32 protein-coding genes are annotated in these 24,451 nt (G+C 48.8%); 17 read left to right on the forward strand and 15 right to left on the reverse strand.

Translation table 11 applies throughout. The features are described 5' to 3' along the window. Positions 1 to 9: 9 nt before the first annotated feature. On the reverse strand, positions 10 to 639 hold the full coding sequence (gene rlmE, locus BSPA111_RS08865; protein WP_034459701.1) for a 23S rRNA (uridine(2552)-2'-O)-methyltransferase RlmE: 630 nt from the start codon (positions 637 to 639) through the stop codon (positions 10 to 12). Between the two features lie 126 nt (positions 640 to 765). On the opposite strand from rlmE, the gene yhbY reads away from it, so the two are divergent. Continuing rightward, positions 766 to 1,059 (forward strand): ribosome assembly RNA-binding protein YhbY, encoded by a 294-nt coding sequence (gene yhbY / locus BSPA111_RS08870; protein ID WP_008454796.1) that lies wholly within the window; start codon positions 766 to 768, stop codon positions 1,057 to 1,059. A 106-nt stretch (positions 1,060 to 1,165) separates the two neighbouring features. Here the strand turns inward: yhbY and greA are convergent, their stop codons facing one another. Beyond that, the gene (greA, locus tag BSPA111_RS08875) at positions 1,166 to 1,642 is read right to left on the reverse strand and encodes a transcription elongation factor GreA (RefSeq protein ID WP_183270790.1); all 477 of its coding nucleotides are present in this window, start codon (positions 1,640 to 1,642) and stop codon (positions 1,166 to 1,168) included. A 253-nt stretch (positions 1,643 to 1,895) separates the two neighbouring features. Between greA and dacB the strand changes: the two genes are divergently transcribed. The 3 genes from dacB to pmrB are packed head-to-tail and all read left to right on the forward strand — an operon-like array spanning position 1,896 to position 5,050. Beyond that, on the forward strand, positions 1,896 to 3,329 hold the full coding sequence (dacB, locus tag BSPA111_RS08880; RefSeq protein WP_183270791.1) for a serine-type D-Ala-D-Ala carboxypeptidase: 1,434 nt from the start codon (positions 1,896 to 1,898) through the stop codon (positions 3,327 to 3,329). 3 nt (positions 3,330 to 3,332) lie between these two features. Continuing rightward, complete coding sequence (pmrA, locus tag BSPA111_RS08885; protein ID WP_183270792.1) at positions 3,333 to 3,995, forward strand: two-component system response regulator PmrA; 663 nt, start codon at positions 3,333 to 3,335, stop codon at positions 3,993 to 3,995. Beyond that, the gene (gene pmrB / locus BSPA111_RS08890) at positions 3,992 to 5,050 is read left to right on the forward strand and encodes a two-component system sensor histidine kinase PmrB (RefSeq protein ID WP_183270793.1); all 1,059 of its coding nucleotides are present in this window, start codon (positions 3,992 to 3,994) and stop codon (positions 5,048 to 5,050) included. Before pmrA ends, pmrB begins: the two co-directional genes overlap by 4 nt. Before the next feature lie 40 nt (positions 5,051 to 5,090). Here the strand turns inward: pmrB and cgtA are convergent, their stop codons facing one another. From cgtA to rplU, 4 genes are all read right to left on the reverse strand, one after another. After that, positions 5,091 to 6,263, reverse strand: a complete 1,173-nt coding sequence (gene cgtA, locus BSPA111_RS08895; protein WP_183270794.1) for an Obg family GTPase CgtA — start codon at positions 6,261 to 6,263, stop codon at positions 5,091 to 5,093. Between the two features lie 16 nt (positions 6,264 to 6,279). Further along, complete coding sequence (locus BSPA111_RS08900) at positions 6,280 to 7,245, reverse strand: DMT family transporter (RefSeq protein WP_183270795.1); 966 nt, start codon at positions 7,243 to 7,245, stop codon at positions 6,280 to 6,282. A 98-nt stretch (positions 7,246 to 7,343) separates the two neighbouring features. Next, positions 7,344 to 7,601, reverse strand: coding sequence for a 50S ribosomal protein L27 (rpmA, locus tag BSPA111_RS08905; RefSeq protein WP_024549632.1), 258 nt, complete (start codon positions 7,599 to 7,601; stop codon positions 7,344 to 7,346). An 18-nt stretch (positions 7,602 to 7,619) separates the two neighbouring features. After that, a complete protein-coding gene (gene rplU / locus BSPA111_RS08910; protein WP_034459723.1) occupies positions 7,620 to 7,931 on the reverse strand; it encodes a 50S ribosomal protein L21 in 312 nt (103 codons plus the stop codon). A 261-nt stretch (positions 7,932 to 8,192) separates the two neighbouring features. Here rplU and ispB point away from each other — a divergent pair, with 261 nt between their 5' ends. Both ispB and sfsB read left to right on the forward strand, forming a co-directional pair. Beyond that, positions 8,193 to 9,164, forward strand: a complete 972-nt coding sequence (ispB, locus tag BSPA111_RS08915) for an octaprenyl diphosphate synthase (protein WP_183270796.1) — start codon at positions 8,193 to 8,195, stop codon at positions 9,162 to 9,164. A gap of 221 nt (positions 9,165 to 9,385) precedes the next feature. After that, on the forward strand, positions 9,386 to 9,649 hold the full coding sequence (gene sfsB / locus BSPA111_RS08920) for a DNA-binding transcriptional regulator SfsB (RefSeq protein ID WP_183270797.1): 264 nt from the start codon (positions 9,386 to 9,388) through the stop codon (positions 9,647 to 9,649). A 41-nt stretch (positions 9,650 to 9,690) separates the two neighbouring features. On the opposite strand, the gene murA is transcribed toward sfsB, so the two are convergent. The 7 genes from murA to mlaF all read right to left on the reverse strand — a co-directional run bounded on the left by murA (position 9,691) and on the right by mlaF (position 14,504). Further along, positions 9,691 to 10,959 carry a UDP-N-acetylglucosamine 1-carboxyvinyltransferase gene (gene murA / locus BSPA111_RS08925; protein ID WP_183270798.1) on the reverse strand — a complete coding sequence of 423 codons (1,269 nt, stop codon included), beginning with the start codon at positions 10,957 to 10,959 and terminating at the stop codon, positions 9,691 to 9,693. A 53-nt stretch (positions 10,960 to 11,012) separates the two neighbouring features. Then, positions 11,013 to 11,267: a BolA family iron metabolism protein IbaG gene (gene ibaG / locus BSPA111_RS08930; protein ID WP_034459734.1), complete on the reverse strand. Its 255-nt coding sequence runs from the start codon at positions 11,265 to 11,267 to the stop codon at positions 11,013 to 11,015. A 125-nt stretch (positions 11,268 to 11,392) separates the two neighbouring features. Further along, positions 11,393 to 11,695, reverse strand: coding sequence for a lipid asymmetry maintenance protein MlaB (mlaB, locus tag BSPA111_RS08935; RefSeq protein ID WP_183270799.1), 303 nt, complete (start codon positions 11,693 to 11,695; stop codon positions 11,393 to 11,395). Then, positions 11,695 to 12,324 (reverse strand): phospholipid-binding protein MlaC, encoded by a 630-nt coding sequence (gene mlaC, locus BSPA111_RS08940; RefSeq protein WP_183270800.1) that lies wholly within the window; start codon positions 12,322 to 12,324, stop codon positions 11,695 to 11,697. The genes mlaB and mlaC overlap by 1 nt, the downstream gene beginning before the upstream one ends. 18 nt (positions 12,325 to 12,342) lie before the next feature. Next, positions 12,343 to 12,894: an outer membrane lipid asymmetry maintenance protein MlaD gene (gene mlaD / locus BSPA111_RS08945; protein WP_183270801.1), complete on the reverse strand. Its 552-nt coding sequence runs from the start codon at positions 12,892 to 12,894 to the stop codon at positions 12,343 to 12,345. Positions 12,895 to 12,898: 4 nt separating this feature from the next. Continuing rightward, positions 12,899 to 13,681, reverse strand: coding sequence for a lipid asymmetry maintenance ABC transporter permease subunit MlaE (gene mlaE, locus BSPA111_RS08950; protein WP_183270883.1), 783 nt, complete (start codon positions 13,679 to 13,681; stop codon positions 12,899 to 12,901). Between the two features lie 7 nt (positions 13,682 to 13,688). Continuing rightward, positions 13,689 to 14,504 carry a phospholipid ABC transporter ATP-binding protein MlaF gene (mlaF, locus tag BSPA111_RS08955; protein ID WP_183270802.1) on the reverse strand — a complete coding sequence of 272 codons (816 nt, stop codon included), beginning with the start codon at positions 14,502 to 14,504 and terminating at the stop codon, positions 13,689 to 13,691. A gap of 230 nt (positions 14,505 to 14,734) precedes the next feature. Here mlaF and BSPA111_RS08960 point away from each other — a divergent pair, with 230 nt between their 5' ends. The 11 genes from BSPA111_RS08960 to npr all read left to right on the forward strand — a co-directional run bounded on the left by BSPA111_RS08960 (position 14,735) and on the right by npr (position 22,792). Further along, the gene (locus BSPA111_RS08960; RefSeq protein WP_183270803.1) at positions 14,735 to 15,712 is read left to right on the forward strand and encodes a calcium/sodium antiporter; all 978 of its coding nucleotides are present in this window, start codon (positions 14,735 to 14,737) and stop codon (positions 15,710 to 15,712) included. A 15-nt stretch (positions 15,713 to 15,727) separates the two neighbouring features. Then, positions 15,728 to 16,714 carry an arabinose-5-phosphate isomerase KdsD gene (gene kdsD / locus BSPA111_RS08965; RefSeq protein ID WP_183270805.1) on the forward strand — a complete coding sequence of 329 codons (987 nt, stop codon included), beginning with the start codon at positions 15,728 to 15,730 and terminating at the stop codon, positions 16,712 to 16,714. Between the two features lie 16 nt (positions 16,715 to 16,730). Next, entirely contained in the window at positions 16,731 to 17,297 is a 567-nt protein-coding gene (kdsC, locus tag BSPA111_RS08970) for a 3-deoxy-manno-octulosonate-8-phosphatase KdsC (RefSeq protein ID WP_183270806.1), read from the forward strand. Then, positions 17,294 to 17,869 (forward strand): LPS export ABC transporter periplasmic protein LptC, encoded by a 576-nt coding sequence (gene lptC / locus BSPA111_RS08975; RefSeq protein WP_183270808.1) that lies wholly within the window; start codon positions 17,294 to 17,296, stop codon positions 17,867 to 17,869. Before kdsC ends, lptC begins: the two co-directional genes overlap by 4 nt. Then, a complete protein-coding gene (gene lptA / locus BSPA111_RS08980; protein ID WP_183270810.1) occupies positions 17,838 to 18,401 on the forward strand; it encodes a lipopolysaccharide ABC transporter substrate-binding protein LptA in 564 nt (187 codons plus the stop codon). Before lptC ends, lptA begins: the two co-directional genes overlap by 32 nt. 6 nt (positions 18,402 to 18,407) lie before the next feature. Then, the gene (lptB, locus tag BSPA111_RS08985) at positions 18,408 to 19,133 is read left to right on the forward strand and encodes an LPS export ABC transporter ATP-binding protein (RefSeq protein ID WP_183270811.1); all 726 of its coding nucleotides are present in this window, start codon (positions 18,408 to 18,410) and stop codon (positions 19,131 to 19,133) included. A gap of 104 nt (positions 19,134 to 19,237) precedes the next feature. Next, positions 19,238 to 20,671 carry an RNA polymerase factor sigma-54 gene (gene rpoN / locus BSPA111_RS08990; RefSeq protein ID WP_183270812.1) on the forward strand — a complete coding sequence of 478 codons (1,434 nt, stop codon included), beginning with the start codon at positions 19,238 to 19,240 and terminating at the stop codon, positions 20,669 to 20,671. Between the two features lie 22 nt (positions 20,672 to 20,693). Beyond that, a complete protein-coding gene (gene hpf, locus BSPA111_RS08995) occupies positions 20,694 to 20,981 on the forward strand; it encodes a ribosome hibernation promoting factor (protein ID WP_183270813.1) in 288 nt (95 codons plus the stop codon). Between the two features lie 142 nt (positions 20,982 to 21,123). Continuing rightward, positions 21,124 to 21,615 carry a PTS IIA-like nitrogen regulatory protein PtsN gene (ptsN, locus tag BSPA111_RS09000; RefSeq protein WP_183270814.1) on the forward strand — a complete coding sequence of 164 codons (492 nt, stop codon included), beginning with the start codon at positions 21,124 to 21,126 and terminating at the stop codon, positions 21,613 to 21,615. Positions 21,616 to 21,668: 53 nt separating this feature from the next. Then, positions 21,669 to 22,523 (forward strand): RNase adapter RapZ, encoded by an 855-nt coding sequence (gene rapZ, locus BSPA111_RS09005; RefSeq protein WP_183270815.1) that lies wholly within the window; start codon positions 21,669 to 21,671, stop codon positions 22,521 to 22,523. Then, positions 22,520 to 22,792, forward strand: a complete 273-nt coding sequence (gene npr, locus BSPA111_RS09010) for a PTS phosphocarrier protein NPr (protein ID WP_064543100.1) — start codon at positions 22,520 to 22,522, stop codon at positions 22,790 to 22,792. The genes rapZ and npr overlap by 4 nt, the downstream gene beginning before the upstream one ends. Positions 22,793 to 22,935: 143 nt before the next feature. Here npr and mtgA read toward each other — a convergent pair whose 3' ends face one another. Continuing rightward, the gene (mtgA, locus tag BSPA111_RS09015) at positions 22,936 to 23,664 is read right to left on the reverse strand and encodes a monofunctional biosynthetic peptidoglycan transglycosylase (protein WP_183270816.1); all 729 of its coding nucleotides are present in this window, start codon (positions 23,662 to 23,664) and stop codon (positions 22,936 to 22,938) included. Then, positions 23,661 to 24,314 carry an isoprenoid biosynthesis glyoxalase ElbB gene (gene elbB, locus BSPA111_RS09020; RefSeq protein WP_183270817.1) on the reverse strand — a complete coding sequence of 218 codons (654 nt, stop codon included), beginning with the start codon at positions 24,312 to 24,314 and terminating at the stop codon, positions 23,661 to 23,663. Before elbB ends, mtgA begins: the two co-directional genes overlap by 4 nt. Positions 24,315 to 24,451 lie beyond the last annotated feature (137 nt).

The following is a 24,451-nucleotide window of genomic DNA, read 5'->3' on the forward strand; positions in this document are numbered from 1 at the left end:
GTCAGGGTACTATAGTTTTCGCCCTGTCGCTACAATGTACACTTCACGTGAGCGGGCACGAGAAGAGTCCGGTTTACGAACTTTAACTGTCGTAAACAGGGAGCGAATTTCTCGCAGGTATTCATCGAAACCTTCGCCCTGAAACACTTTCACTAAAAAACTACCGCCTGGGGCCAGAACGTCACGGCACATTTCCAGTGCCAGTTCTACTAAATACATAGCCCGAGGAATATCTACTGCCGGTGTCCCGCTCATATTTGGAGCCATATCTGACATGACAACCTGAACTTTACTGTCACCAACACGATCCAACAGAGCTTTCACGACTAGTTCATCACGAAAATCACCCTGAAGGAAATCAACACCAACGATAGGATCCATTGGTAAAAGATCGCAAGCAATGATTCGCCCCTGATTCCCGATTTGAGTCACCACATATTGTGACCAGCCTCCGGGAGCAGCACCAAGATCAACAATCGTCATTCCTGGCTTAAAAAGTTTGTCACTTTGCTGTATTTCATCAAGTTTAAACCAGGCACGGGAACGTAACCCCTTTTTCTGTGCCTGAATTACATATTTATCGCTAAAGTGTTCCTGCAGCCAGCGACTGGAGCTGGCAGAACGCTTTTTACCTGTCATCTCAAATTCCAACTTTGTTCATCGTGAATAGCAGGCTGTAGAGTTCTCAGCACAACCGATTTGGCGATACAGTAGAGATGGCGGTAGAATGAACCGTTTTCAATCCCAAAGTAAGCAAAAAATACGATGAATCTGAGTACTAAACAAAAACAGCACCTGAAAGGTCTTGCTCATCCGCTCAAGCCTGTAGTTATGCTTGGCAATAACGGTTTGACCGAAGGGGTACTGGCCGAGATTGAACAAGCGCTTGAACATCATGAGTTAATCAAGGTGAAAATCGCAACGGAAGACCGCGAAACTAAAACCTTGATTGTAGATGCCATCGTGCGTGAAACCGGCGCCTGTAATGTACAGGTTATCGGTAAAACGCTGGTGCTCTATCGCCCGTCTAAAGAGCGCAAGATTTCTCTGCCAAAATAAGCAGAGAGTGTGCAAAATGCCACGCTCTGTTAGTTGATAAAAGGCCGCGATGCGGCCTTTTTCCTTTCTTTACAATACGCCACGCTATAAAAAAGCGTAGCAGAAATTATAAATATTCCACTTTTACAATTTCGAACTCTACATCGCCACCCGGCGTGCGGATAACCACAACATCATCTTCCTCTTTACCCACAAGACCACGAGCGATTGGTGAGTTCACAGAAATTAGATTCTGTTTAAAATCAGCTTCATCATCGCCAACAATGCGATAAGTCTGCTCTTCGTCGTTATCCAGATTCAAAACCGTCACGCTCGCGCCAAAAATGACACGACCGTTATTTGGCATTTTTGTGATATCGATAACCTGAGCATTGGACAGCTTAGCTTCGATATCCTGGATTCGACCTTCACAAAAACCCTGTTGCTCACGCGCAGCATGATATTCAGCGTTTTCTTTTAAATCGCCATGTTCGCGGGCATCAGCGATCGCGGCAATAATTTGTGGGCGGCGCACAGACTTCAGGAAATCCAGCTCTTCACGTAATCTTTCTGCGCCACGTAGGGTCATCGGAATAGGTTGCATTGTTATACCTCTTCAAAACTTTCCTGTTCAGAACTGCCCTGCGGCACTTCTGAATCCAGAGCCTGGTTTGCATAAATAAGGCAAACCCCTGGCACTAAGCAAAATAAAACTGACCCGGTGCAAAGCACCAGGCCAGGAACGGTTTCCAAATTGACCTGTATTTTACCCTGGAGTTCACTGAGGGTCATCGTTTACTTTGCACCGCGATGCACCGTAGTATGACGGCACGTTTCCAGGTTGTTACCGCGAGATTATGCGATTTTTTAGATTTGTCATTGGATTGACCAGTGCTGTGGTGTTCAGCGTCCAGGCTGCCAACGTAGAAGACTATACCTCCCAATTGCCTGCTGGTGCGAATCTGGCTTTGATGGTGCAAAAAGTAGGTGCGCCCGCTCCCTCGATTGACTATCACAGTCAACAGATGGCGCTGCCTGCTAGTACTCAAAAGGTCATCACGGCTCTGGCGGCACTTCTACAGTTAGGGCCAGATTTCAGGTTTACGACCACCCTTGAAAGCCATGCTCAAGTCAGTAATGGCGTCTTGCAAGGGGACCTTATTGCGCGATTTGGTGGCGATCCAACGTTAAAACGTCAGGATATTCGCAATATGGTGGCTGTTCTGAAAAAATCAGGTGTGCAACAAATTCAGGGCAATGTGCTGGTTGATACGTCGGTTTTCGCCAGCCATGACAAAGCGCCAGGTTGGCCATGGAATGATATGACGCAGTGTTTTAGCGCACCGCCAGCCGCCGCTATTGTCGACCGAAACTGTTTTTCTATTTCACTCTACAGCGCACCAAAAGCGGATGATTTAGCGTTTATTCGTATCGCTTCTTACTATCCGGTAGTGATGTTCAGCCAGGTTCGTACGCTCGCAAAAGGTTCCCCTGATGCACAATATTGCGAACTGGATGTCGTTCCCGGTGATTTAAATCGCTTTACGCTAACCGGCTGTATGACCCAGCGAGCAGACCCTCTCCCACTGGCATTCGCGATACAAGATGGCGCAAGTTACGCGGGTGCGATTTTGAAAGCTGAGCTTAAAGAAGCGGGTATTAGTTATAGCGGAACCCTGTTACGTCAAACACAATCGAATACCCCCGGTACGGTTATCGCCAGTAAGCAATCCGCGCCACTGCACGATTTGTTAAAGATTATGCTCAAGAAATCGGACAACATGATTGCCGATACTGTTTTTCGAACTATCGGCCATAACCGTTTTGGTGTACCGGGAACCTGGCGCTCCGGAGCAGATGCCGTTCGGCAAATCCTTCGGCAGAAAGCAGGCGTTGATTTAGGAAATAGTATCGTGGTCGATGGTTCTGGGTTGTCGCGTCACAATCTCATCTCCCCCGCCACCATGATGCAGGTACTTCAGTACATCGCCCAAAATGACACCGAGCTAAACTTTATCTCAATGTTACCGTTAGCGGGTTATGACGGCTCCTTACAATATCGTGCTGGCCTTCATCAGGCCGGGGTTGATGGTAAAGTTTCTGCGAAAACGGGTTCACTGCAAGGTGTTTATAACCTTGCTGGATTTATTACCACTGCCAGCGGTCAAAGAATGGCCTTTGTGCAATATTTGTCAGGCTATGCTGTCGAGCCTGCCGATCAACGTAACCGTCGTATCCCGTTAGTGCGCTTTGAAAGCCGCCTCTATAAGGATATCTACCAGAATAATTGAGTTATGAAACTACTGATTGTTGAAGACGATTTACTGTTGCGGGAAGGCCTGGTACTGGCAATGAACGCCGAGGGTTACGCGCTTGATTGTGCCACGACCGCTGCCGAAGCAGATGCGCTGATCGAAAGTGGCGAGTACGGCATGATTATTCTCGATCTTGGTCTGCCAGATAAAGATGGCGCCGCACTATTAAGGCAATGGCGGCGTCGCAGTATCAGCACGCCTGTGCTGATACTGACAGCTCGCGATGCACTGGAAGATCGCGTCAATGGTCTGGATTCTGGTGCCGATGACTATTTAGTCAAACCCTTTGCTCTCGCGGAATTGCAAGCCCGTACGCGGGCTCTAATCCGTCGTTATCAAGGACATAGCGATAACCTTATTCAACATGATGATCTGACGCTCAACCTGCAAACTCAGCAGGTACTATTGCAAGATCAACCCGTCGAAATCACCCCAAAAGAGTTCGCCTTACTGACACGTTTGATGATGCGTATCGGGCAGACTGTGCACCGCGAAACGTTGCAACAGGATATCTACAGCTGGCAGGACGATCCTGGTTCAAATACGCTTGAGGTGCACATCCACAACCTGAGACGTAAATTAGGCAAAGACAGGATCAAAACCATTCGTGGCGTGGGTTATCGACTGGATAGCCGTGTATGAACAGTATGCGCCAGCGCCTGATGGTGCTCCTTGCACTTATTCTTTTGTTTTTTCAATTAATTAGCGTTATCTGGTTGTGGCATGAAAGTCGTGAGCAAATCAGTTTCCTGGTCAGCGAAACGCTTTCAGCTAAATCCCGAAATCAACATGTAGAGAAGGAAATCCGCGAAGCGATTGCGTCGTTACTGGTACCTTCTCTGGTGATGATTGGCTTCACGTTGTTCTTCTCATTTTGGGCGATTACCTGGATAACCCGTCCCTTGAACCGCCTGCGCACAAGCCTTGCAAATCGGTCTGCTGACAACCTGTCACCGCTCTCCATGTATTCAGATATGGACGAAATGGTAGCCGTGACCAACTCACTGAACCAACTCCTGGCGCGACTCAACCATACCATTCAGCAAGAACGCTTATTTACCGCAGATGCCGCACATGAACTACGAACGCCCCTTGCTGGCATTCGGCTACACCTCGAGTTGATGGCAAACTCAGGCGTTCAGCAAGCTCCTATGCTGTTAGAACGTATAGACCAGTTGATGCATACCATTGAGCAATTGCTGATGCTCTCGCGTGCCGGACAAGCGCTGGCGAGTGGTCATTACGACACGCTTGACTGGTATCGTGACATCATTTCGCCGCTCAAGATTGAAATGGAAGAAATGGTACTCTTGCGCGAGCAAACCATTATCTGGCCACATGAAGGCCAAAATACCGTTCAGGGTGATGCCGTGCTACTTCGCCTGATGTTGCGTAACCTGATGGAAAACGCATCTCGATATAGTCCGCCTAAAAGTACCATTTCGATATCATTAACCGCCCAGGATAACGGGGCGAAGCTAACGGTTTCAGACCAGGGACCGGGCATCGACGAAAAACATCGCCAGACAATTACCGATCCATTCCGTCGAATGGATGAACGTTATGGTGGAAGTGGACTTGGGCTGAATATTGTCCAACGAATCGTCCAGCTTCATCATGGAAAACTGGCGTTGGATAACGGTATCGATGGTGTTGGTCTGCAAGCAAGCTGCTGGATCCCATCACAGAACCAATAAAAAAAGGCCGGAAATCTCCGGCCTTTTTTATGATAACGTTTTATTTCTGATAAATGATTTCGACACCTTCGTCGTCATCTTCATCCCAGTCGTCATCCCAATCTTCGTCTTCTTCTGCTTCCACCGCGTCGAGTTGTTGTTGATGGTAGTCATCCCACATAAACTCAACTTTCTCAGGTGCCACAGGCTGAAGCTCAGCAACTTTCGGGTTAGCAATGATAAAGTCCATTACATCCCAGCACAGTGCGTTGACGCCTTCGCGATTAACAGCAGAGATCAGATAGTATTTATCTTCCCAGCCCATCGCCGTCGCAATTTCTTTGGCGCGCGCTTCGGCATCTTCTTTGCTCATCAGATCGGCTTTGTTGAATACTAACCAACGTGGCTTGTCAGCAAGTTTCTCGCTGTATTTTTCCAGCTCACCAATGATGATACGGGCATTTTCAACCGGATCTGATTCATCGATTGGCGCGATATCGATGAGGTGCAATAGCACACGGCAACGCTCAAGGTGCTTCAGGAAGCGGATACCGAGGCCAGCGCCTTCAGCAGCGCCTTCAATCAGCCCTGGGATATCAGCAACCACAAAGCTCTTCTCGTTATCCATACGGACTACGCCAAGGCTTGGAATCAAGGTAGTAAACGGATAATCCGCTACTTTTGGTTTTGCCGCTGAAACAGAGCGAATGAACGTAGATTTACCAGCATTAGGTAAACCCAGCATACCCACGTCAGCCAACAGCAACAGCTCAAGCTGGATATCACGCTTCTCACCCGGCGTACCCATGGTCTTTTGACGCGGAGTACGGTTTACAGATGATTTAAAACGGGTGTTACCCAGACCGTGCCAACCGCCCTTAGCCACCATCAGCTTCTGACCATGCTGGGTCATGTCACCCATGGTTTCGCCAGTGCCCTGATCGATAACACGCGTCCCCACAGGAACTTTAACCGTGATGTCTTTACCACGTTTACCGGTACAGTCACGGCTCTGACCATTTTGACCACGTTCAGCGCGGAAAGATTTCTCGAAGCGATAATCGATCAATGTGTTGAGGTTTTCATCCGCCTCAAGCCAGACATCACCGCCATCACCGCCATCACCACCGTCCGGGCCACCTCTGGGAATATATTTTTCACGACGGAAGCTAACGCAGCCGTTACCGCCATCACCTGCTACGACCAGGATCGTTGCTTCATCAACAAACTTCATTTCACTTCTCCGTAAATCATTCGCCCGAACGTTGTACTGGAAGGACAGCTTCGGTTTTGCGCCAACGTCCCCAAAGACGGTGACCAATGGCTGAATACATTGCACCTGCAACCACGACGAACGCGCCGGTATAACCTACGAGGTTAAGTAACGGCATGGCGAAGAAATCGGGCCAGGCTAACGCTAATAAATCTGAAAATAGCAAAGTAAACAGCGGGGTCAGCGTGATAATGGCGCTAACCTGTGCCGCCTGCCACCGTGCCATTGCTTCTGCCAATGCCCCATACCCAACCAGTGTATTCAGGCCGCAGAAAACTAAACATGCCAGTTGCCAATGACTGAGTTGGAAAACTTTATCCAACTGAGCCAGCGGCAAAAGCGCAAGAGTACATAAAGTGTACAGCAAAAAGAGGATCTGTTGCGAGGCCAGGCGGCGTAATAATACCTTCTGCGCCACGCCATAGGTGACCCACACTGTCGCCGCCAGAACACCGAATATCACCCCAAGAGTGTAATCCGTCAGGCGGGTAAAAATTTCTATCAGGCTGGTGTTAAAGAACATCACCAACCCGCAAAGTAACATTATGGCGCCGATGACTTGCGTGCCGCGCATCTTCTCTTTGAGCACAACCACACTTGCCACCATCATTCCCACCGGGGAAAGCTGGCCAATCACCTGAGAAGCCGTTGGACTCAGGTATTGCAACGAAGAACTAAACAGCAAAAAGTTTCCGAACAACCCACCTGTAGCAATGGCGAGCAAAGCCAACCAGCGTGGTTTTCGAAACAGGCGTAAAGGTGGCAATTTTCCGCGTATCGCGAGAATGCTACCGAGCCCCAGGCTTGCCATCAGAAATCGATAAAAGACCACCGTAGGGGGTTCCATTACCGTCAGCACTTGTTTCATTGCTATTGGCAGTGCTCCCCAGCAAATTGCTGTAGTAAGCGCCAACAGAATGCCAATGCCTGCCTGCTGTTTCATTGCGTGATCCCTGCGACTGCATGATTTACCGGTCGCAGAATGTAAAAAGCCCCGCAACGTGTTGCGGGGCTTCTATCCGTTACCGGGACGCGAAAAACTTATTCAGCAACGATGCTGATGAACTTACGGTTTTTCGGACCTTTAACTTCGAACTTAACTTTACCGTCAGTCAAAGCGAACAGAGTATGATCTTTGCCGCAACCTACGTTTGTGCCAGCGTGGAATTTAGTACCACGTTGACGAACGATAATGCTGCCTGCCAGAACTGCTTCACCGCCGAAACGTTTTACGCCCAGACGTTTAGCTTCGGAATCGCGACCGTTACGAGTAGAGCCGCCAGCCTTTTTATGTGCCATTTAATATGCTCCCCTGTATTAAGCGCTGATGCCGGTGATTTTCACATCAGTGAACCACTGACGATGACCCTGCTGCTTACGGTAGTGTTTACGACGACGAAACTTAACAATCTTAATTTTCTCGCCACGACCATGAGCAACAACTTCAGCTTTGATTACGCCGCCATCGACGAAAGGAACGCCGATTTTGATTTCTTCACCATTAGCGATCATCAGAACTTCTGCGAACTCAACTGCTTCGCCAGTTGCGATGTCCAGCTTTTCCAGGCGAATGGTTTGACCTTCGCTGACTCGGTGTTGTTTACCACCACTTTGGAAAACCGCGTACATATAAAACTCCGCTTTCCGCACGCACCCTACGTATGTTTCAGGTGGCGCTATAAATATTCACAATAGGGCGCGAATATTACGCAAAACGAGAGCCTTTGACAAGCCCTGTCATGAAACAGAGTAGAAAAAAAACGCAACATCACACCAGCCGTTTATCTGCCTCGTTTTTTCAGTACAATCTGTACTACATTATTACTCCTCTACCCTCACGTGATTTCGTATAGACATGTGGTAAACAGGACTTTATGCCAGAATTTTGCGATGAATTTAGAAAAAATTAATGAGTTAACCGCGCAAGATATGGCGGGTGTCAATGCGGTCATCCTTGAACAGTTGAATTCAGATGTCCAATTGATCAATCAGTTAGGGTATTACATCGTCAGTGGCGGTGGTAAGCGTATCCGCCCAATGATTGCTGTACTTGCTGCTCGTGCGCTCGGTTATCAGGGCAATGCGCATGTCAATATTGCAGCACTCATCGAGTTTATTCACACGGCGACGTTATTACACGATGACGTGGTAGATGAATCGGATATGCGCCGTGGTAAGGCCACGGCCAACGCAGCGTTCGGCAATGCTGCCAGTGTTCTGGTCGGCGATTTTATTTACACCCGTGCCTTCCAGATGATGACTCAACTCGGTTCACTCAAGGTGCTTGAGGTCATGTCAGAAGCGGTGAACGTCATTGCGGAAGGCGAAGTTCTGCAATTGATGAACTGTAATGACCCGGATATCACCGAAGAAAGCTATATGCGGGTGATCTACAGCAAAACAGCACGTTTGTTTGAAGCTGCCGCTCAATGCTCGGGTATTTTAGCTGATGCCACTGCTGAGCAAGAGAAAGCGCTTCAGGATTATGGCCGCTATCTGGGTACCGCATTCCAGCTCATTGATGACCTGCTGGACTATAGCGCTGACGGGCAAACGCTGGGTAAGAATGTCGGTGATGACCTTAACGAAGGCAAGCCTACTCTCCCGCTCCTGCACGCAATGCGTAACGGCACAGCAGAGCAAGAAAAGATGATTCGTGAAGCCATTGAACATGGTAACGGGCGTCATTTGCTGCAACCGGTTCTGGACGCGATGGCGGCCTGTGGCTCCCTGGAATGGACTCAATTACGAGCAGAGCAGGAAGCTGACAAAGCGATTGCTGCCCTGAATATCCTGCCAGAAAGCGAGCATAAACACGCGTTGATTGCTTTGGCTCATATGGCCGTTCAGCGCGACCGCTAAACTTTTTAGCGCGCCGTTAAAAGGCGCGCTAAGTTTCCAATAAATCACCCCACTCTTTCTCCTACCACATCCCCACCACACTGTTTTCATTGATTTTCATTCACTTTGTGTGGAAATACACAGATTTGATTTTTCACGCAATTATTGGAATCTTTTGAATTATCACTATGCTATAACTTCCTTTGATTAAACCGGTAAATTAAGCGGTTACAGGGAGAGACATGGAAAGTAAAAATTCTGACTGGCACCCAGCAGACATCATCGCAGGGCTACGTAAACGGGGAACATCTCTGGCGGCTGAATCACGAAAAGCGGGGCTAAGCTCATCGACCCTCGCTAACGCGTTGACGCGTCCGTGGCCAAAGGGAGAATTGATTATCGCACAGGCACTGGATATTTCTCCGTGGATGATTTGGCCTTCACGCTATTATGATCCACAAACTAATCAGTTAATTAATCGTGCAAAATTAATGCGTAAGCGATAAAAAAACCGGGCATGCCCGGTTTTCTCTTTTAACAACGAAAATTATTCGCCGCCACTACCTTTCACACGCTCAATCTGCGCACCCAGCGCTTGAAGTTTATCTTCAATACGCTCGTAGCCACGATCAATATGGTAAATACGATCAACTACAGTGGTCCCTTCAGCGATACAGCCAGCCAGCACCAGGCTTGCTGAAGCACGCAGGTCGGTTGCCATCACTTGTGCACCAGACAGTTTTTCAACGCCGTGGCAAATCACTGTGTTACTTTCAATCTCTGCATGTGCACCCATACGAATCAGTTCTGGGACGTGCATGAAGCGGTTTTCAAAAATGGTTTCGGTGATAACACCTGTACCTTCTGCAACCAGGTTCAACAGAGTGAACTGTGCTTGCATATCAGTCGGGAAACCTGGGTGCGGAGCAGTACGCACGGTGACACCTTTAGGGCGCTTGCCGTGCATATCCAGGCTAACCCAATCCTCGCCCACTTCGATATCGCCACCCGCTTCGCGCAGCTTCGCCAGCACAGCATCAAGCGTGTCTGGTTTAGCATTACGGCAAATAATTTTGCCGCCAGAAATCGCCGCAGCAACCAGGAAAGTACCGGTTTCAATGCGGTCAGGCACTACACGGTAAACGCCGCCACCCAGACGCTTAACGCCTTCAATGGTAATGCGATCGCTGCCTGCGCCCGTGATTTTTGCACCCAACGTATTCAGGAAGTTCGCTGTATCAACGATTTCCGGCTCACGGGCTGCGTTTTCAATGACAGTGGTGCCTTCAGCAAGAGTTGCAGCACTCATGATGGTGACAGTGGCGCCTACGCTCACTTTGTCCATCACGATGTGCGCACCTTTCAGGCGCCCCTGAACAGAAGCTTTAACGTAGCCTTCTTCCAGTTTAATTTCGGCGCCCAGCTGCTCAAGACCTGTAATATGCAGGTCCACTGGACGTGCACCAATTGCACAACCGCCCGGCAAAGAAACCTGACCCTGGCCAAAACGCGCAACCAACGGTCCCAGTGCCCAAATAGAAGCACGCATGGTTTTCACCAACTCATACGGCGCACAGAAAATATTAACGTCGCTGGCATCGATCCACACAGAACCATTACGTTCGACCTTGGTACCCAGTTGGCTTAGCAGCTTCATGGTGGTATCAATGTCTTTCAGTTTTGGAACGTTTTGAATCTCAACTGGCTCTTCGGCCAACAGAGCAGCGAAGAGGATCGGCAGGGCAGCATTCTTAGCCCCGGAGATCGTTACTTCACCACTCAGTCGGGTTGGCCCCTGAACACGAAATTTATCCATTACAGCTGCTCTCTTTTAAATTCAAGTCGTTACAACCCGCCGTGGCGAATTGCTCAAAAACCATTAAGTTTACGATCGCGATCCCACTCTTGCGGAGTATAGGTCTTGATGGAAACCGCATGAATGCGGTTATCAGCAATCAGCTCCATCAATGGCGCATAAACTGTCTGTTGCTTCTTCACGCGACTTAACTCGGCGAATAACTCACCCACCGCAATCACCTGAAAATGGCTGCCATCGCCTGAGACGTGGACTTCCTGGAGGGGCAGTGCGTTCATCAGCACTGTCTGAATTTCATGATTTTCCATGGGATATAATTCGTCGGTTAATGAAACAAGCCACACATCTTAGAGGAAAGTGGCGCGAGCTTAAATAAGCAAAAAGCCCCTGATCTTAATAGATCAGGGGCAACGATAGTAACGCTATGAAAACACTAGCCTGCAAATGCAGGGAGGATGTCTTCTGGTAGGTTATAAAGTTTAGTCAGTGTCTGTAAGTTATCACTGGCTCCCTGAAGCTCCACTTCAACGTTTTGACGTCTGGAGAAAGCCACAAGATGAATCAACAACGCTAAGCCGGAGGTATCTACACGAGATAAGCCAGAAAGGTTAAGAGTCTTGATACCTGCCATGATTTGCTGACGTTGGCGCCATAAAGGCCCTACGGTATCGCTGTCCAGCTCACCCGTCAGGTGCAAGGTTGCGGCTTCACGCTGCCAGTTAAGCCCACCCGCCATTACTTTTTCGCTTCCAGTGTAATTGGCATGCGGGAGATAGTTTGCAGTTGCGCCGTCAAACCATCGATACCTTTGGTACGCAGGATATCACTCCACTCATTTTGCTTGGTGGTGATCATACTGACACCTTCAGCAATCATGTCGTACGCTTGCCAATGACCGGTCTGGGTGTTTTTACGCCACTGGAAATCAAGACGTACCGGCGGACGACCGTTTGGATCGATGATGGTTACACGAATTGCAACGATAGTGGCATCACCCAGCGGCTGCTCAGGGGCAATTTGGTAGGACTGCCCGTTATACATGGCAAGAGCCTGGCCATAAGCTTGTTTCAGGTATTCTTCGAATGCTTTGAAATAGGCATCACGTTGTGCAGGTGTCGCATCTTTATAGTAACGCCCCAGAACCAGAGCCCCTGCGTATTTAACCTGTACATAAGGTAACAGCTCCTGGCCAACGACCTCGCGCAGGTAGTCAGGGTTTTGGCGAATTTTAGGTTGCTCATTTTTAAGACGGTCAAAAGTTTTTTGCGCCGCTTCACCCATCAATTTGTAAGGGTTACTTTGATCCGCAGCATTTGCCAGCGGCGCGATGACCAGCATAGCAATCATGATAAGTCGTTTAAACATAACACTTTTCCTCTTAGATTAGTGCGTGGTGCCAGGCTGTGGCGCTGCACTATTATTCTCTGAATCCTGCGATGGGGTATCCCCTGAATTCTGATTATCACCATTTCCGCTCTTATACAGGAATTGGCCAATCAGGTCCTCCAGCACCAGAGCTGATTTCGTATCCTGAATCGTCCCGCCTTCTTTCAGGATAGATGAGCCGAGTTCTGGGTCATCAAAACCGAGGTTTAATGCCAGATACTGCTCACCCAGCAAACCCGAAGTGCGGATAGCCAGTGAACTGGTGTCAGGAATATGGTCATAGCGTTTTTCAATATCCAGGGTAACACGAGGTAAGTACGTTTTCGGATCCAGAGTAATATCGTCAACTCTCCCTATCACCACACCGCCAAGGCGCAACGGAGAACCCGTTTTCAGGCTACCAATGTTATCAAAGGTCGCATAAATCCGGTAAGTTGGCTCGTTGCGCAGCGAGGTAACGTTCGCCACTTTCAGACACAAGAATACGATGGCTGCCAGCGCAATAATTAAAAATGCTCCAACCCCAGTTTCAAATTTCTTAGTTTGCATGAACTTAATTCCCAAACATCAGTGCTGTGAGCACAAAATCCAGACCTAAAACGGCCAATGAAGCGTGCACAACGGTTCGTGTTGTTGCCCGGCTAATCCCTGCGGACGTTGGAATAGCATCGTAGCCATTGAATAACGCAATCCAGGTTACTGTTATCGCAAACACGACACTTTTGATGACACAGTTAACCAAATCAGTACGCCAGTTGACGGCATTTTGCATTGCAGACCAGAAGAAGCCTGAGTCGATGCCCTTCCAGTTCACCCCCACCAGCGCGCCACCCCAAATACCCACTGCGACAAAAATAAGCGTCAGCAATGGCAATGAAATTACACCCGCCCAAAAACGAGGCGAAACGACTCGACGTAAAGGATCAACCGCCATCATTTCCATACTGGAGAGTTGTTCTGTTGCCTTCATCAGGCCGATTTCTGCGGTCAGCGCTGAGCCAGCGCGCCCGGCGAACAGAAGTGCTGCGACGACAGGACCAAGCTCTCGCAGTAAAGACAAGGCGACCAGCATGCCGAGGCTTGATTCCGCACTGTAGGTCGTCAAAACCAGGTAGCCTTGCAGACCAAGCACCATGCCGATAAACAAGCCAGAAACAATAATGATAATCAGCGAGAGCACGCCGACGTTATACAGTTGGCGAATAAGCAACGGTGTGTGTTTGCGGAATTCAGGTTTCCCCACCACCGCATTGAAAAGCATTATCCCAGCCCGGCCAAATGACGCGCAGGTTTTCAATCCCCGCCGTCCGAATGCTGCCAGTGCATTAAAGAACATGAGCAACTTAACTCCCTGTTTCTGATAATAAGTCATTCCGATAATCCATCGCCGGATAGCGGAACGGTACTGGCCCATCGGCAATACCATCGAGGAACTGGCGCACCCGCGGGTCGCAATTTTCACGCAGAGCCGCAGGGGTTCCTTCAGCCACAATGTGCTGATCCGCTGCAATATAGGCGTAATCGGCAATACTCAGCACTTCAGGCACGTCGTGAGAAACCACGATACAAGTCACACCCAGGGCGCTATTCAATTCTGAAATCAGTTTGACCAACACCCCCATTGTAATAGGATCCTGGCCAACAAATGGCTCATCAAACATGATCAAATCGGGTTCGAGAGCGATGGCGCGAGCGAGGGCTGCACGTCGGGCCATGCCGCCAGAGAGTTCGTTCGGCATCAGTTTAGCGGCACCACGTAATCCCACCGCCTCAAGCTTCATCATCACGGTGCTGCGCAGCAACTCTTCCGGCAAGCGGCGATGTTCACGCAGTGGGTAGGCCACATTTTCAAAGACATTCAGGTCAGTAAACAGCGCGCCAGACTGGAACAGCATACTCATGCGTTTACGAACAGTGTATAAACGCGAGCGCGACATGGCCGGTACGTTTTCACCGTCAAACAGGATTTCACCGCTGTCAGGTTGAATTTGACCGCCTATCAACCGCAATAAAGTTGTTTTGCCAATACCTGACGGCCCCATTATGGCGGTAATTTTACCCCGTGGCACGTTCAGGGAAATATTGTCAAAGATGCGCCGACTACCGCGAGTAAAACTCACACCGCGAATTTCGACCAGATTCGTCTGCGTCTGGCTCATCGTATTTCCTTTTATCAAGTTCACGGACGAAGCATTAATTGGAAACTCAGTTCCAACCTAATATCCTTACAGAATATTACCTGTCCATATTAGCGAAAACTGGCATTTGTTTTACTTTTCTGCCACATAAAGTCAGAATTAAGAATCTTGCCCGGCCCTACAGATCTGTATGCTCTGCCGGTACTTTCACAGCACAAGACCGGCGATTATACCTGAATTAAGGATTTTGCATGCTGTTAGCTACAGCTCTGTTAATTATTGGTTTGCTTTTGGTCGTCTATGGTGCCGACCGACTCGTGTTTGCCGCATCAATACTTTGCCGCAGTTTTGGGGTTCCCCCGCTGCTGATCGGCTTGACGGTCGTCAGTATCGGCACTTCGTTACCTGAACTCATCGTTGCCAGTTCTGCGGCCTTTCATGGCCAGTTAGATTTAGCGGTAGGAACGGCATTAGGCTCAAATATCACCAATATTTTGCTCATTCTTGGCTTAGCCGCCCTTTTGCATCCATTTACCGTGAATTCCGATATTCTTAGGCGCGAATTACCCCTAATGTTAGTCGTCAGCGCCATTATTGGCTGGCTACTTTTTGACAACCAGTTAAGCGTTGTTGATGGTGTTATTTTAATTACTGTAGCGGTGGCGTATCTGCTGTTTACGATTAAAATAGCGCGCCTTGCCGGAAATGAAGGTACCGACAAACTGACGCGTGAGCAGTTGTCAGAGCTTCCTCGTGAAGGGAGCCGTCCCGTCGCATTTTTGTGGCTCGCCGTTGCCCTCATTATTATGCCAATGGCCACGCGCATGGTTATCGATAACGCCAGCGTGTTGGCACATTACTTTGGTGTAAGTGAGTTAGTGATTGGCCTGACGATTATTTCGGTTGGCACTAGCCTGCCTGAGCTTGCAACAACCATAGCGGGTGCACGTAAAGGCGAAGATGATATTGCGATTGGCAATATCATTGGCTCGAACATTTTCAATATTGTTCTGGTACTGGGTATTCCTGCGTTAATCGCACCGGGCGAAATCAACCCTCTTGCTTTTGCACGAGACTATTGGGTGATGTTGGTAGTCAGTGCCATTTTCGCCGTACTTTGCTGGCGTAAGTCTCGCTCTATCGGCAAGACGGTCGGTGCTCTGTTAACATGTAGCTTCTTCGTATGGATTGTGGTGCTGTGGTTTGTTGCATCACCGGTCGTTGGGTAAAACGGAACGGAAATTATGTCACAGATAGATTTACAACCGGGTTTTGACTTTCAAGAAGCAGGCAAAGAAGTCCTGAAGATCGAACGTGAAGGCCTGGATCAACTTGAGCAATACATCAACACAGACTTCTCTGCGGCCTGTGAAAAAATGTTTTATTGCAAAGGTAAAGTCGTCGTTATGGGCATGGGCAAGTCCGGCCACATCGGTAAGAAGATGGCAGCGACCTTTGCCAGCACCGGCACACCGTCATTCTTCGTCCATCCAGGTGAAGCAAGCCACGGCGATCTCGGAATGGTAAGCGCACAAGATATTGTTATCGCGATTTCAAACTCCGGTGAGTCAAACGAAATTCTGGCACTGATTCCGGTTCTCAAGCGCTTACAGGTTCCACTCATCTGCATCACCAGCCGCCCGGAAAGCTCCATGGGCAAAGCGGCTGATGTCCATTTGTGTGTCAAAGTACCGCAAGAGGCCTGCCCACTTGGCCTGGCCCCAACCTCAAGCACCACAGCAACTCTGGTGATGGGTGATGCTCTTGCCGTTGCGTTGCTTAAAGCTCGTGGCTTTACCGCAGAAGATTTTGCACTTTCTCACCCAGGCGGCGCATTGGGTCGTAAACTGTTACTACGCGTTAGCGATATCATGCACAGCGGTAATGAGATCCCACATGTCAGTAAAGATGCGTCATTGCGCGATGCATTACTGGAAATTACGCGTAAAAATATGGGGATGACCGTGATTTGTGACTCTTTGATGAAAATCGAAGGGATCTTCACGGATGGCGATTTACGCCGTGTCTTTGATATGGGCGTGGACCTCCACTCCGTGAATATCGCAGATGTCATGACTCCAGGCGGAATTCGAGTTCGTCCGTCACTACTGGCGGTAGATGCTCTCAATCTGATGCAGTCTCGCCACATTACCTCGGTATTGGTTGCAGATGGCGACCAATTACTCGGTGTGGTACATATGCATGACATGCTACGCGCTGGCGTGGTTTAACAAAGGATTAGCCTTAATGAGTAACCATGAAGCGTCACTTGCCACCTGTTATGGCCCGGTAAGCACGCGCGTGATGGAGCGGGCCGCAAACGTGCGCCTGCTTATTTTAGATGTTGACGGTGTGATGTCTGATGGCCTGATTTACATGGGTAATAGCGGCGAAGAGCTGAAAGCATTCAACGTGCGTGACGGCTACGGGATTCGCTGCGCGCTGACTTCTGATATCGAAGTTGCGATTATTACTGGCCGCAAAGCAAAGCTTCTTGAAGACCGGTGTGAAACGCTGGGTATTACCCATCTCTATCAAGGGCAATCTGACAAGCTTGTGGCTTTTGATGACCTATTAGAGAAACTCGCTATCCCAGCGGAGCACGTCGCTTATGTTGGTGATGACTTAATCGACTGGCCAGTTATGGCTAAAGTGGGTTTGAGCGTTGCGGTTTCCGATGCTCATCCTTTGCTTATTCCTCGTGCCGACTATGTGACACGCATTGCTGGCGGGCGTGGGGCGGTTCGCGAAGTGTGTGATCTCCTGTTACTGGCACAAGGAAAGCTTGATGAGGCCAAAGGGCTATCTATATGAGTAATACCAGACGTTGGGTTATCATCCTGCTTTCATTGCTGGTATTGATATTGATTGGCGTAAATCTGGCCGATAAAGATACCGTTGTTCAACCGACGGTAAGCAGCAACGAGCCAACCTATCAAAGTGAACATTCCACGACCCTCGCCTACAGTCCGGAAGGGGCTCTGAATTATCGGTTGGTTGCGGAACACGTTGAATATTTTTCCGACACCGCCATTTCGTGGTTCACCAACCCAGTGATGACGCAGTACGACGAAAACAAAGTTGCAACCTGGTCATTACGAGCAGATCGCGCCAAACTTACTAACGATCGGATGCTGTATTTGTATGGGAATGTGGTGCTGACCGCTCTTACACCAGACTCTCAGCTACGCAAAATTACCACGGACAATGCGCAGGTTAATTTAGTCACTCAGGATGTTGCCTCTGATGACCAGGTAACCTTGTATGGAACCAGCTTTAACTCCACCGGCCTCAAAATGCGTGGAAACTTACGCAGCAAAAATGCCGAGCTGATTGAAAAGGTTAGAACATCCTATGAAATCCCAAATAAACAAACTCAGCCGTAATTTAGTACTAACCAGTACGCTTTTAGCCGCCAGTTTTTCGGCATTTGCGCTGACCGGTGATACCGACCAGCCGATTCACATTGAATCTGACCAACAGTCGCTGGATATGCAAGGTAACGTCGTCACCTTTACTGGCAATGTGATCGTGACACAAGGCAGTATCAAAATTAACGCCGATAAAGTAGTTGTGACTCGTCCTGGCGGTGAAGAAGGCAAGGAAGTCATTGATGGCTATGGTAATCCTGCCACTTTCTATCAGATGCAGGATAGCGGTAAGCCAGTTAAAGGCCACGCGTCTACCATGCACTATGAGCTACAAAATGATTTCGTCGTGCTGACCGGAAATGCATATCTGGAACAATTGGATAGCAATATCAAAGGCGACAAAATTACTTACCTGGTAAAAGAACAGAAGATGCAGGCCTTTAGCGAAAAAGGTAAACGTGTCACGACCGTTCTGGTCCCATCTCAGTTGCAGAAAAAAGACGGCCAGGCTCCGGCACCAGCCCCTGCGCAGAAAAAGAGTAACTAATTCGTTATGGCTACTTTAATTGCAAAAAATCTCGCCAAAGCCTACAAAGGCCGCCGCGTCGTTGAAGATGTCAGCCTGACTGTTAAGTCTGGTGAAATTGTGGGATTACTTGGCCCGAACGGTGCAGGGAAAACCACAACCTTTTACATGGTGGTTGGCATTGTGCCGCGTGATGCAGGCAACATCATTATTGATGATGAAGATATTAGCCTGCTGCCATTACATGCTCGTGCTCGTCGAGGAATCGGCTACTTACCGCAAGAAGCATCGATTTTCCGTCGTTTAAGTGTGTTCGATAACTTGATGGCAGTGCTGCAAATCCGCGACGACTTGTCTGTTGAGCAGCGTGAAGACCGCGCCAATGAGCTGATGGAAGAGTTCCACATCGAACATTTGCGCAATAACCTCGGGCAGTCATTGTCTGGTGGTGAGCGTCGTCGTGTCGAAATTGCCCGCGCACTTGCGGCTAATCCAAAATTTATTCTTCTGGATGAACCTTTTGCTGGTGTTGACCCAATTTCTGTCATCGACATCAAACGAATCATTGAGCACCTGCGCGACAGCGGGCTCGGAGTGCTGATTACTGACCATAACGTACGTGAAACGTTGGCTGTTTGCGAACGTGCCTACATCGTAAGCCAGGGCCATTTAATCGCCCATGGCACTCCAGCTGAGATCCTGGAAGACGAGCACGTTAAGCGCGTGTATCTGGGCGAAGAGTTCAGACTCTGATAGGGTAGGACGCATAACTATTAATACTCCGCATCATTCGGGTTACCCACGCACTGGCAACTCGAAATATGTAGGGTATACACCTGAGGAAGCTCGCTCTGAATATGAAGCAAGGTTTGCAATTAAGGCTTAGCCAACAACTTGCTATGACCCCCCAGTTACAGCAGGCAATTCGTCTGTTGCAACTGTCGACGTTAGAGCTACAGCAAGAACTTCAGCAAGCACTGGAAAGTAACCCACTGCTTGAGCAAACCGATCTGCATGAAGAAATTGATACTCAGGAAGTTCGTGAAGATGAAGCGTTAGACACTCGTGAGGCACTTGAACAAAAAGAGATGCCCGACGAGTTACCACTGGATGCCAGCTGGGATGAAATCTACACCGCGGGCACGCCATCAGGAACCGGAACAGATTACATTGACGATGAACTGCCGGTTTATCAGGGTGAAACGACACAAACGCTGCAAGATTATTTAATGTGGCAGGTCGATCTCACCCCGTTTTCAGACACCGACACAGCGATAGCTACGTCTATTGTCGATGCCGTTGACGAAATGGGTTACCTCACAGTCTCTCTGGAAGAAATTCTGGAAAGCATGGGTGATGACGAAATCACCCTCGACGAAGTGGAAGCGGTACTCAAACGCGTACAACGTTTCGATCCTGTTGGTGTCGCCGCACGCGATCTGCGCGATTGCCTGCTTATACAGCTTTCGCAATTTGCCCGCGAAACACCGTGGCTAACGGAAGCCCGCTTGATTGTCAGCGATCACCTGGATCTGCTCGCTAACCATGACTTCCGCAGCCTGATGCGCGTCACGCGTCTGAAAGAGGAAGTATTGAAAGAGGCAATGTGCCTGATTCAATCTCTTGACCCACGCCCAGGACAATCTATTCAGACCAGCGAACCGGAATATGTCATTCCGGATGTCCTGGTGAAAAAAATACAGGGTCGCTGGACGGTAGAACTGAACGCTGACAGCATTCCACGTTTGAAAATAAATCAGCAGTATGCTGCGATGGGCACCAACGCCCGCAATGACAGCGACTCGCAGTTTATTCGCAGTAACTTACAAGAAGCAAAATGGCTGATTAAAAGTCTGGAAAGCAGGAACGACACGCTGCTGCGCGTCAGCCGCTGCATTGTAGAGCAACAGCAGGGCTTTTTTGAACTTGGCGAAGAACACATGAAACCGATGGTTCTCGCTGATATCGCCCAGGTGGTCGAAATGCATGAATCGACCATTTCCCGTGTGACCACGCAGAAATATCTGCATAGCCCACGCGGCATATTTGAATTGAAGTATTTCTTCTCAAGCCACGTAAATACCGAAGGTGGAGGTGAAGCCTCCTCGACGGCAATTCGTGCATTGGTGAAGAAATTAATTGCTGCGGAAAACCCTGCGAAACCCCTGAGTGATAGCAAGTTAACGACTATGCTATCGGATCAGGGGATCATGGTGGCACGCCGCACCGTTGCGAAGTACCGAGAGTCTTTATCCATACCACCGTCAAATCAGCGTAAGCAATTGGTTTGACTTAACCGATAAGGAAGACACTATGCAGCTCAACATTACAGGACATAACGTCGAAATCACTGACGCACTACGCGATTTTGTGAGTACGAAGTTTGCCAAACTGGAGCAGTACTTCGAAAGAATTAACCAAGTCTATATTGTGTTAAAAGTGGAAAAAGTCACGCATATTGCCGATGCAACGCTACATGTAAATGGTGGTGAAATTCATGCCAGCGCGGAAGGCCAGGATATGTATGCGGCGATTGATGGTTTGATTGATAAACTGGCACGCCAGTTAACCAAACATAAAGATAAACTAAAACAACACTGATAATCCGGGCAACTGTACAAGCATATATCCATTAGCATTCGAGTTGCAGGGGTGTTGGCTGCAGCTTGAAGGATGATGGATATAGACGGCTCGTTGCATAGCGTAACGGGCCGTTAGCATAACAGGGTGCTTAGGTGAACTTATGATGAACAACGATTCTGCTCTACAACTTAGTAATGTCCTGAACAAGGAATGTACCCGTACCAATGTACATTGCCAGAGTAAAAAACGTGCGCTGGAAATCATCAGTGAACTGGCAGCAAAACAACTCGGCCTGCCACCACAAGTGGTGTTTGAGGCAGTGTTGACGCGCGAACGTATGGGGAGTACCGGTATCGGTAATGGTATCGCCATTCCTCATGGAAAACTGGAAGAAGATACCACTCGTGCTGTCGGGGTCTTTATTAAACTGGAAACCCCTATCGCCTTTGATGCTATTGATAATCAGCCGGTTGACCTGATGTTTGCGCTGCTTGTTCCTGCGGATCAAACAAAAACGCATTTGCATACTTTGTCTTTGGTAGCGAAACGTCTGGCTGACAAAACGATTTGCCGACGCCTGCGATCCGCACAGAGTGATGAAGAGCTTTATCAGATCATTACCGAAACAGAACAAGGTAGTGAAAGTGAATAATCTGGCTGCGGTCATGCGAAAGCCACAGCAAGAGAAGTTGGGGGAGTGATGACATGGTGCTGATGATTGTCAGCGGCCGCTCTGGTTCAGGGAAGTCTGTAGCCTTGCGTGCATTAGAAGATATGGGATTCTACTGTGTAGATAACCTGCCAGTGGTACTGTTGCCTGATCTTGCCAAAACTCTCGCAGAGCGCCAAATTTCTGCGGCAGTCAGCATTGATGTGCGTAACATGCCGGAAAACCCAGAAATTTTTGAACAGGCAATGACTAACCTGCCTGATACCTTTTCGCCGCAATTGTTGTTCCTTGATGCCGATCGCAACACGCTGATTCGTCGTTATAGTGACACTCGCCGTCTGCATCCGCTTTCAAGTAAAAATCTGTCGCTAGAAAGTGCGATAGATGAAGAAAGTGATTTGCTGGAGCCATTGAAATCAAGAGCCGACCTGATCATTGATACTTCTGAGATGTCAGTGCATGAGCTCGCGGAAATGTTGCGTACCCGCCTGCTTGGTAAGCGTGAACGCGAACTGACCATGGTCTTCGAATCCTTTGGCTTTAAACACGGCATTCCGATTGATGCGGATTATGTGTTTGACGTGCGCTTTTTGCCGAACCCACACTGGGACCCGAAACTGCGTCCGATGACGGGTTTGGACAGACCTGTGGCTGCGTTCCTCGACCGTCATACCGAAGTGCACAATTTTATCTACCAAACACGTAGCTATCTTGAGCTATGGTTACCCATGCTGGAAACCAACAATCGTAGCTACCTGACGGTGGCGATTGGATGTACCGGCGGTAAACACCGTTCAGTTTATATTGCTGAACAGTTGGCAGATTATTTTCGCTCGCGTGGCAAGAATGTGCAGTCCCGCCACCGTACGCTGGAAAAACGCAAAACATGACCGTAAAACAGACCGTTGAAATAACCAACAAACTGGGCATGCATGCACGCCCAGCAATGAAGCTGTTCGAATTGGTACAAAGCTTTGATGCTGAGGTGATGTTGCGTAACGAAGCCGGTACTGAGGCAGAAGCCAATAGCGTCATTGCACTACTGATGCTGGATTCTGCCAAAGGTGGCCACATTGAAATTGAAGTCACCGGCCCAGAAGAAGAACAAGCATTGAACGCGGTTATCGCTTTGTTTAATGCCGGTTTTGACGAAGACTAAGAACCTATCCCATCAGGCTATTTTATTTGCCATTTTCCCCCTGGGCAGTGCTCAGAATCCTCACGTACTTTATGTACGCTCCGGTTCTTGCGCGCTGTCCGAAGCCAAACTGGCTGCATCAATAACGCCTGATGGAATAGGTTCTAATTCAATTCATTCTGCGCCAGGAATGACTCGCCACCCAGTTGGCGCATCTGGCGCAAAATCCATTGCTGACGTTGGCGTACATACCCGGAAGGCGCATTCGCTTTAAAACGAATGGGATTCGGTAATACTGCCGCTAGTAAGGCAGCCTCAGATGCAGTCAGGCGGCTTGCTGGTTTATGGAAATAACGCTGCGAAGCTTCTTCAACACCAAAAATCCCGTCACCAAATTCAGCAATATTCAGATAAACCGTCAGGATGCGACGTTTCGTCCAAACCACTTCCATACCGAGAGTTAATCCTGCCTCAAGACCTTTGCGCACATAGCTACGTCCGTCCCAAAGAAACAGGTTTTTTGCGGTTTGCTGTGAAAGCGTTGACGCGCCGCGAACACGATTTTCATTACGTTCGTTATGAGCAACGGCTTTCTCAATAGCGGCAATATCAAAACCCCAGTGGTCAGGGAATTTCTGATCTTCCGCAGCGATAACCGCAAGCCCCATCCACGGCGAGATCTCATCCATGCTCACCCAATCCGAATGCGCAACATAACTGAAGTCACCGCTGAACCAGGCACTAAACTGACGCTCGACCATGACCGCTGAAAACGGCACTGGCATAAAGCTAAACAGAATTATTCCCGCCAGCCAAATTCCGACCAGCGCCAGCAAGCAACGTAGCAGCCAGCGCTTGAAGTAACTCAAGAGCGCGATACGCCCTTTCTTCATTCAGTCATATCCACAACACGAGCCACCAGCTTTTCGATACCCAAAGCAGCCTCGTCAATGCGTGTCGCTAACATGTACGCAGGTGTCGTCACCACTTTATGTTCTTCATCGACCACAATATCGTCGACCGGACATGGAACATGTTCGGCACCCATCTCTTCAACTATCTCGGCGGTGTCAATATCAGTACCAATGGTCAAACGCACCGGTACATCAAGAATCTTTGGCAACATCACCGGGGCAATGCAGATGAAACCGAGTGGTTTACCCTGAGCATGGCAATCCCGGGCAAGGCGTCGCAAATCGCCATCAATCTGGCACTCGCTACCAAGACTTGCAAAATTGCACAGGTTTTTAGCCGCTCCGAAACCACCGGGGACTATCAATGCATCGAGTTCGTTAGCATCAGCCTGAGCCAATGGCATTACCGCACCGCGAGTGATTCGTGCCGCTTCGGCCAGTACATTACGATACTCAGTAGACTCATTATTAGTAAGGTGATTGATTACATCTGCTTGAGTTTTATCGGGTGCGAAGCATACAGCTTCAGCACCTGAGCGAGCGATAGCAAGCAAGGTAATGACAGCTTCCTGAATCTCGCTTCCGTCGTAGACCCCGCATCCACTGAGCACAACACCAATCTTCTTCATTTGGCCATTCCTTTTCATCATGCAATTTTTATCATCAGTTATGACAATTTGATCGCTATGCTTCACACATTTTACTGAATCATGTAACAAACTATTTAAGATTTGCTATCTTAATGCCTGAGCAGCACACGAGATTA

Source organism: Buttiauxella sp. A111, from assembly GCF_014189855.1.
GTDB lineage: Bacteria > Pseudomonadota > Gammaproteobacteria > Enterobacterales > Enterobacteriaceae > Buttiauxella > Buttiauxella selenatireducens.

Coding starts and splice junctions, on each gene's coding strand:
- rlmE (WP_034459701.1), bottom strand. CDS start 639: ATGACAGGTAAAAAGCGTTCTGCCAGCTCCAGTCGCTGGCTGCAGGAA.
- yhbY (WP_008454796.1), top strand. CDS start 766: ATGAATCTGAGTACTAAACAAAAACAGCACCTGAAAGGTCTTGCTCAT.
- greA (WP_183270790.1), bottom strand. CDS start 1,642: ATGCAACCTATTCCGATGACCCTACGTGGCGCAGAAAGATTACGTGAA.
- dacB (WP_183270791.1), top strand. CDS start 1,896: ATGCGATTTTTTAGATTTGTCATTGGATTGACCAGTGCTGTGGTGTTC.
- pmrA (WP_183270792.1), top strand. CDS start 3,333: ATGAAACTACTGATTGTTGAAGACGATTTACTGTTGCGGGAAGGCCTG.
- pmrB (WP_183270793.1), top strand. CDS start 3,992: ATGAACAGTATGCGCCAGCGCCTGATGGTGCTCCTTGCACTTATTCTT.
- cgtA (WP_183270794.1), bottom strand. CDS start 6,263: ATGAAGTTTGTTGATGAAGCAACGATCCTGGTCGTAGCAGGTGATGGC.
- BSPA111_RS08900 (WP_183270795.1), bottom strand. CDS start 7,245: ATGAAACAGCAGGCAGGCATTGGCATTCTGTTGGCGCTTACTACAGCA.
- rpmA (WP_024549632.1), bottom strand. CDS start 7,601: ATGGCACATAAAAAGGCTGGCGGCTCTACTCGTAACGGTCGCGATTCC.
- rplU (WP_034459723.1), bottom strand. CDS start 7,931: ATGTACGCGGTTTTCCAAAGTGGTGGTAAACAACACCGAGTCAGCGAA.
- ispB (WP_183270796.1), top strand. CDS start 8,193: ATGAATTTAGAAAAAATTAATGAGTTAACCGCGCAAGATATGGCGGGT.
- sfsB (WP_183270797.1), top strand. CDS start 9,386: ATGGAAAGTAAAAATTCTGACTGGCACCCAGCAGACATCATCGCAGGG.
- murA (WP_183270798.1), bottom strand. CDS start 10,959: ATGGATAAATTTCGTGTTCAGGGGCCAACCCGACTGAGTGGTGAAGTA.
- ibaG (WP_034459734.1), bottom strand. CDS start 11,267: ATGGAAAATCATGAAATTCAGACAGTGCTGATGAACGCACTGCCCCTC.
- mlaB (WP_183270799.1), bottom strand. CDS start 11,695: ATGGCGGGTGGGCTTAACTGGCAGCGTGAAGCCGCAACCTTGCACCTG.
- mlaC (WP_183270800.1), bottom strand. CDS start 12,324: ATGTTTAAACGACTTATCATGATTGCTATGCTGGTCATCGCGCCGCTG.
- mlaD (WP_183270801.1), bottom strand. CDS start 12,894: ATGCAAACTAAGAAATTTGAAACTGGGGTTGGAGCATTTTTAATTATT.
- mlaE (WP_183270883.1), bottom strand. CDS start 13,681: ATGTTCTTTAATGCACTGGCAGCATTCGGACGGCGGGGATTGAAAACC.
- mlaF (WP_183270802.1), bottom strand. CDS start 14,504: ATGAGCCAGACGCAGACGAATCTGGTCGAAATTCGCGGTGTGAGTTTT.
- BSPA111_RS08960 (WP_183270803.1), top strand. CDS start 14,735: ATGCTGTTAGCTACAGCTCTGTTAATTATTGGTTTGCTTTTGGTCGTC.
- kdsD (WP_183270805.1), top strand. CDS start 15,728: ATGTCACAGATAGATTTACAACCGGGTTTTGACTTTCAAGAAGCAGGC.
- kdsC (WP_183270806.1), top strand. CDS start 16,731: ATGAGTAACCATGAAGCGTCACTTGCCACCTGTTATGGCCCGGTAAGC.
- lptC (WP_183270808.1), top strand. CDS start 17,294: ATGAGTAATACCAGACGTTGGGTTATCATCCTGCTTTCATTGCTGGTA.
- lptA (WP_183270810.1), top strand. CDS start 17,838: ATGAAATCCCAAATAAACAAACTCAGCCGTAATTTAGTACTAACCAGT.
- lptB (WP_183270811.1), top strand. CDS start 18,408: ATGGCTACTTTAATTGCAAAAAATCTCGCCAAAGCCTACAAAGGCCGC.
- rpoN (WP_183270812.1), top strand. CDS start 19,238: ATGAAGCAAGGTTTGCAATTAAGGCTTAGCCAACAACTTGCTATGACC.
- hpf (WP_183270813.1), top strand. CDS start 20,694: ATGCAGCTCAACATTACAGGACATAACGTCGAAATCACTGACGCACTA.
- ptsN (WP_183270814.1), top strand. CDS start 21,124: ATGATGAACAACGATTCTGCTCTACAACTTAGTAATGTCCTGAACAAG.
- rapZ (WP_183270815.1), top strand. CDS start 21,669: ATGGTGCTGATGATTGTCAGCGGCCGCTCTGGTTCAGGGAAGTCTGTA.
- npr (WP_064543100.1), top strand. CDS start 22,520: ATGACCGTAAAACAGACCGTTGAAATAACCAACAAACTGGGCATGCAT.
- mtgA (WP_183270816.1), bottom strand. CDS start 23,664: ATGAAGAAAGGGCGTATCGCGCTCTTGAGTTACTTCAAGCGCTGGCTG.
- elbB (WP_183270817.1), bottom strand. CDS start 24,314: ATGAAGAAGATTGGTGTTGTGCTCAGTGGATGCGGGGTCTACGACGGA.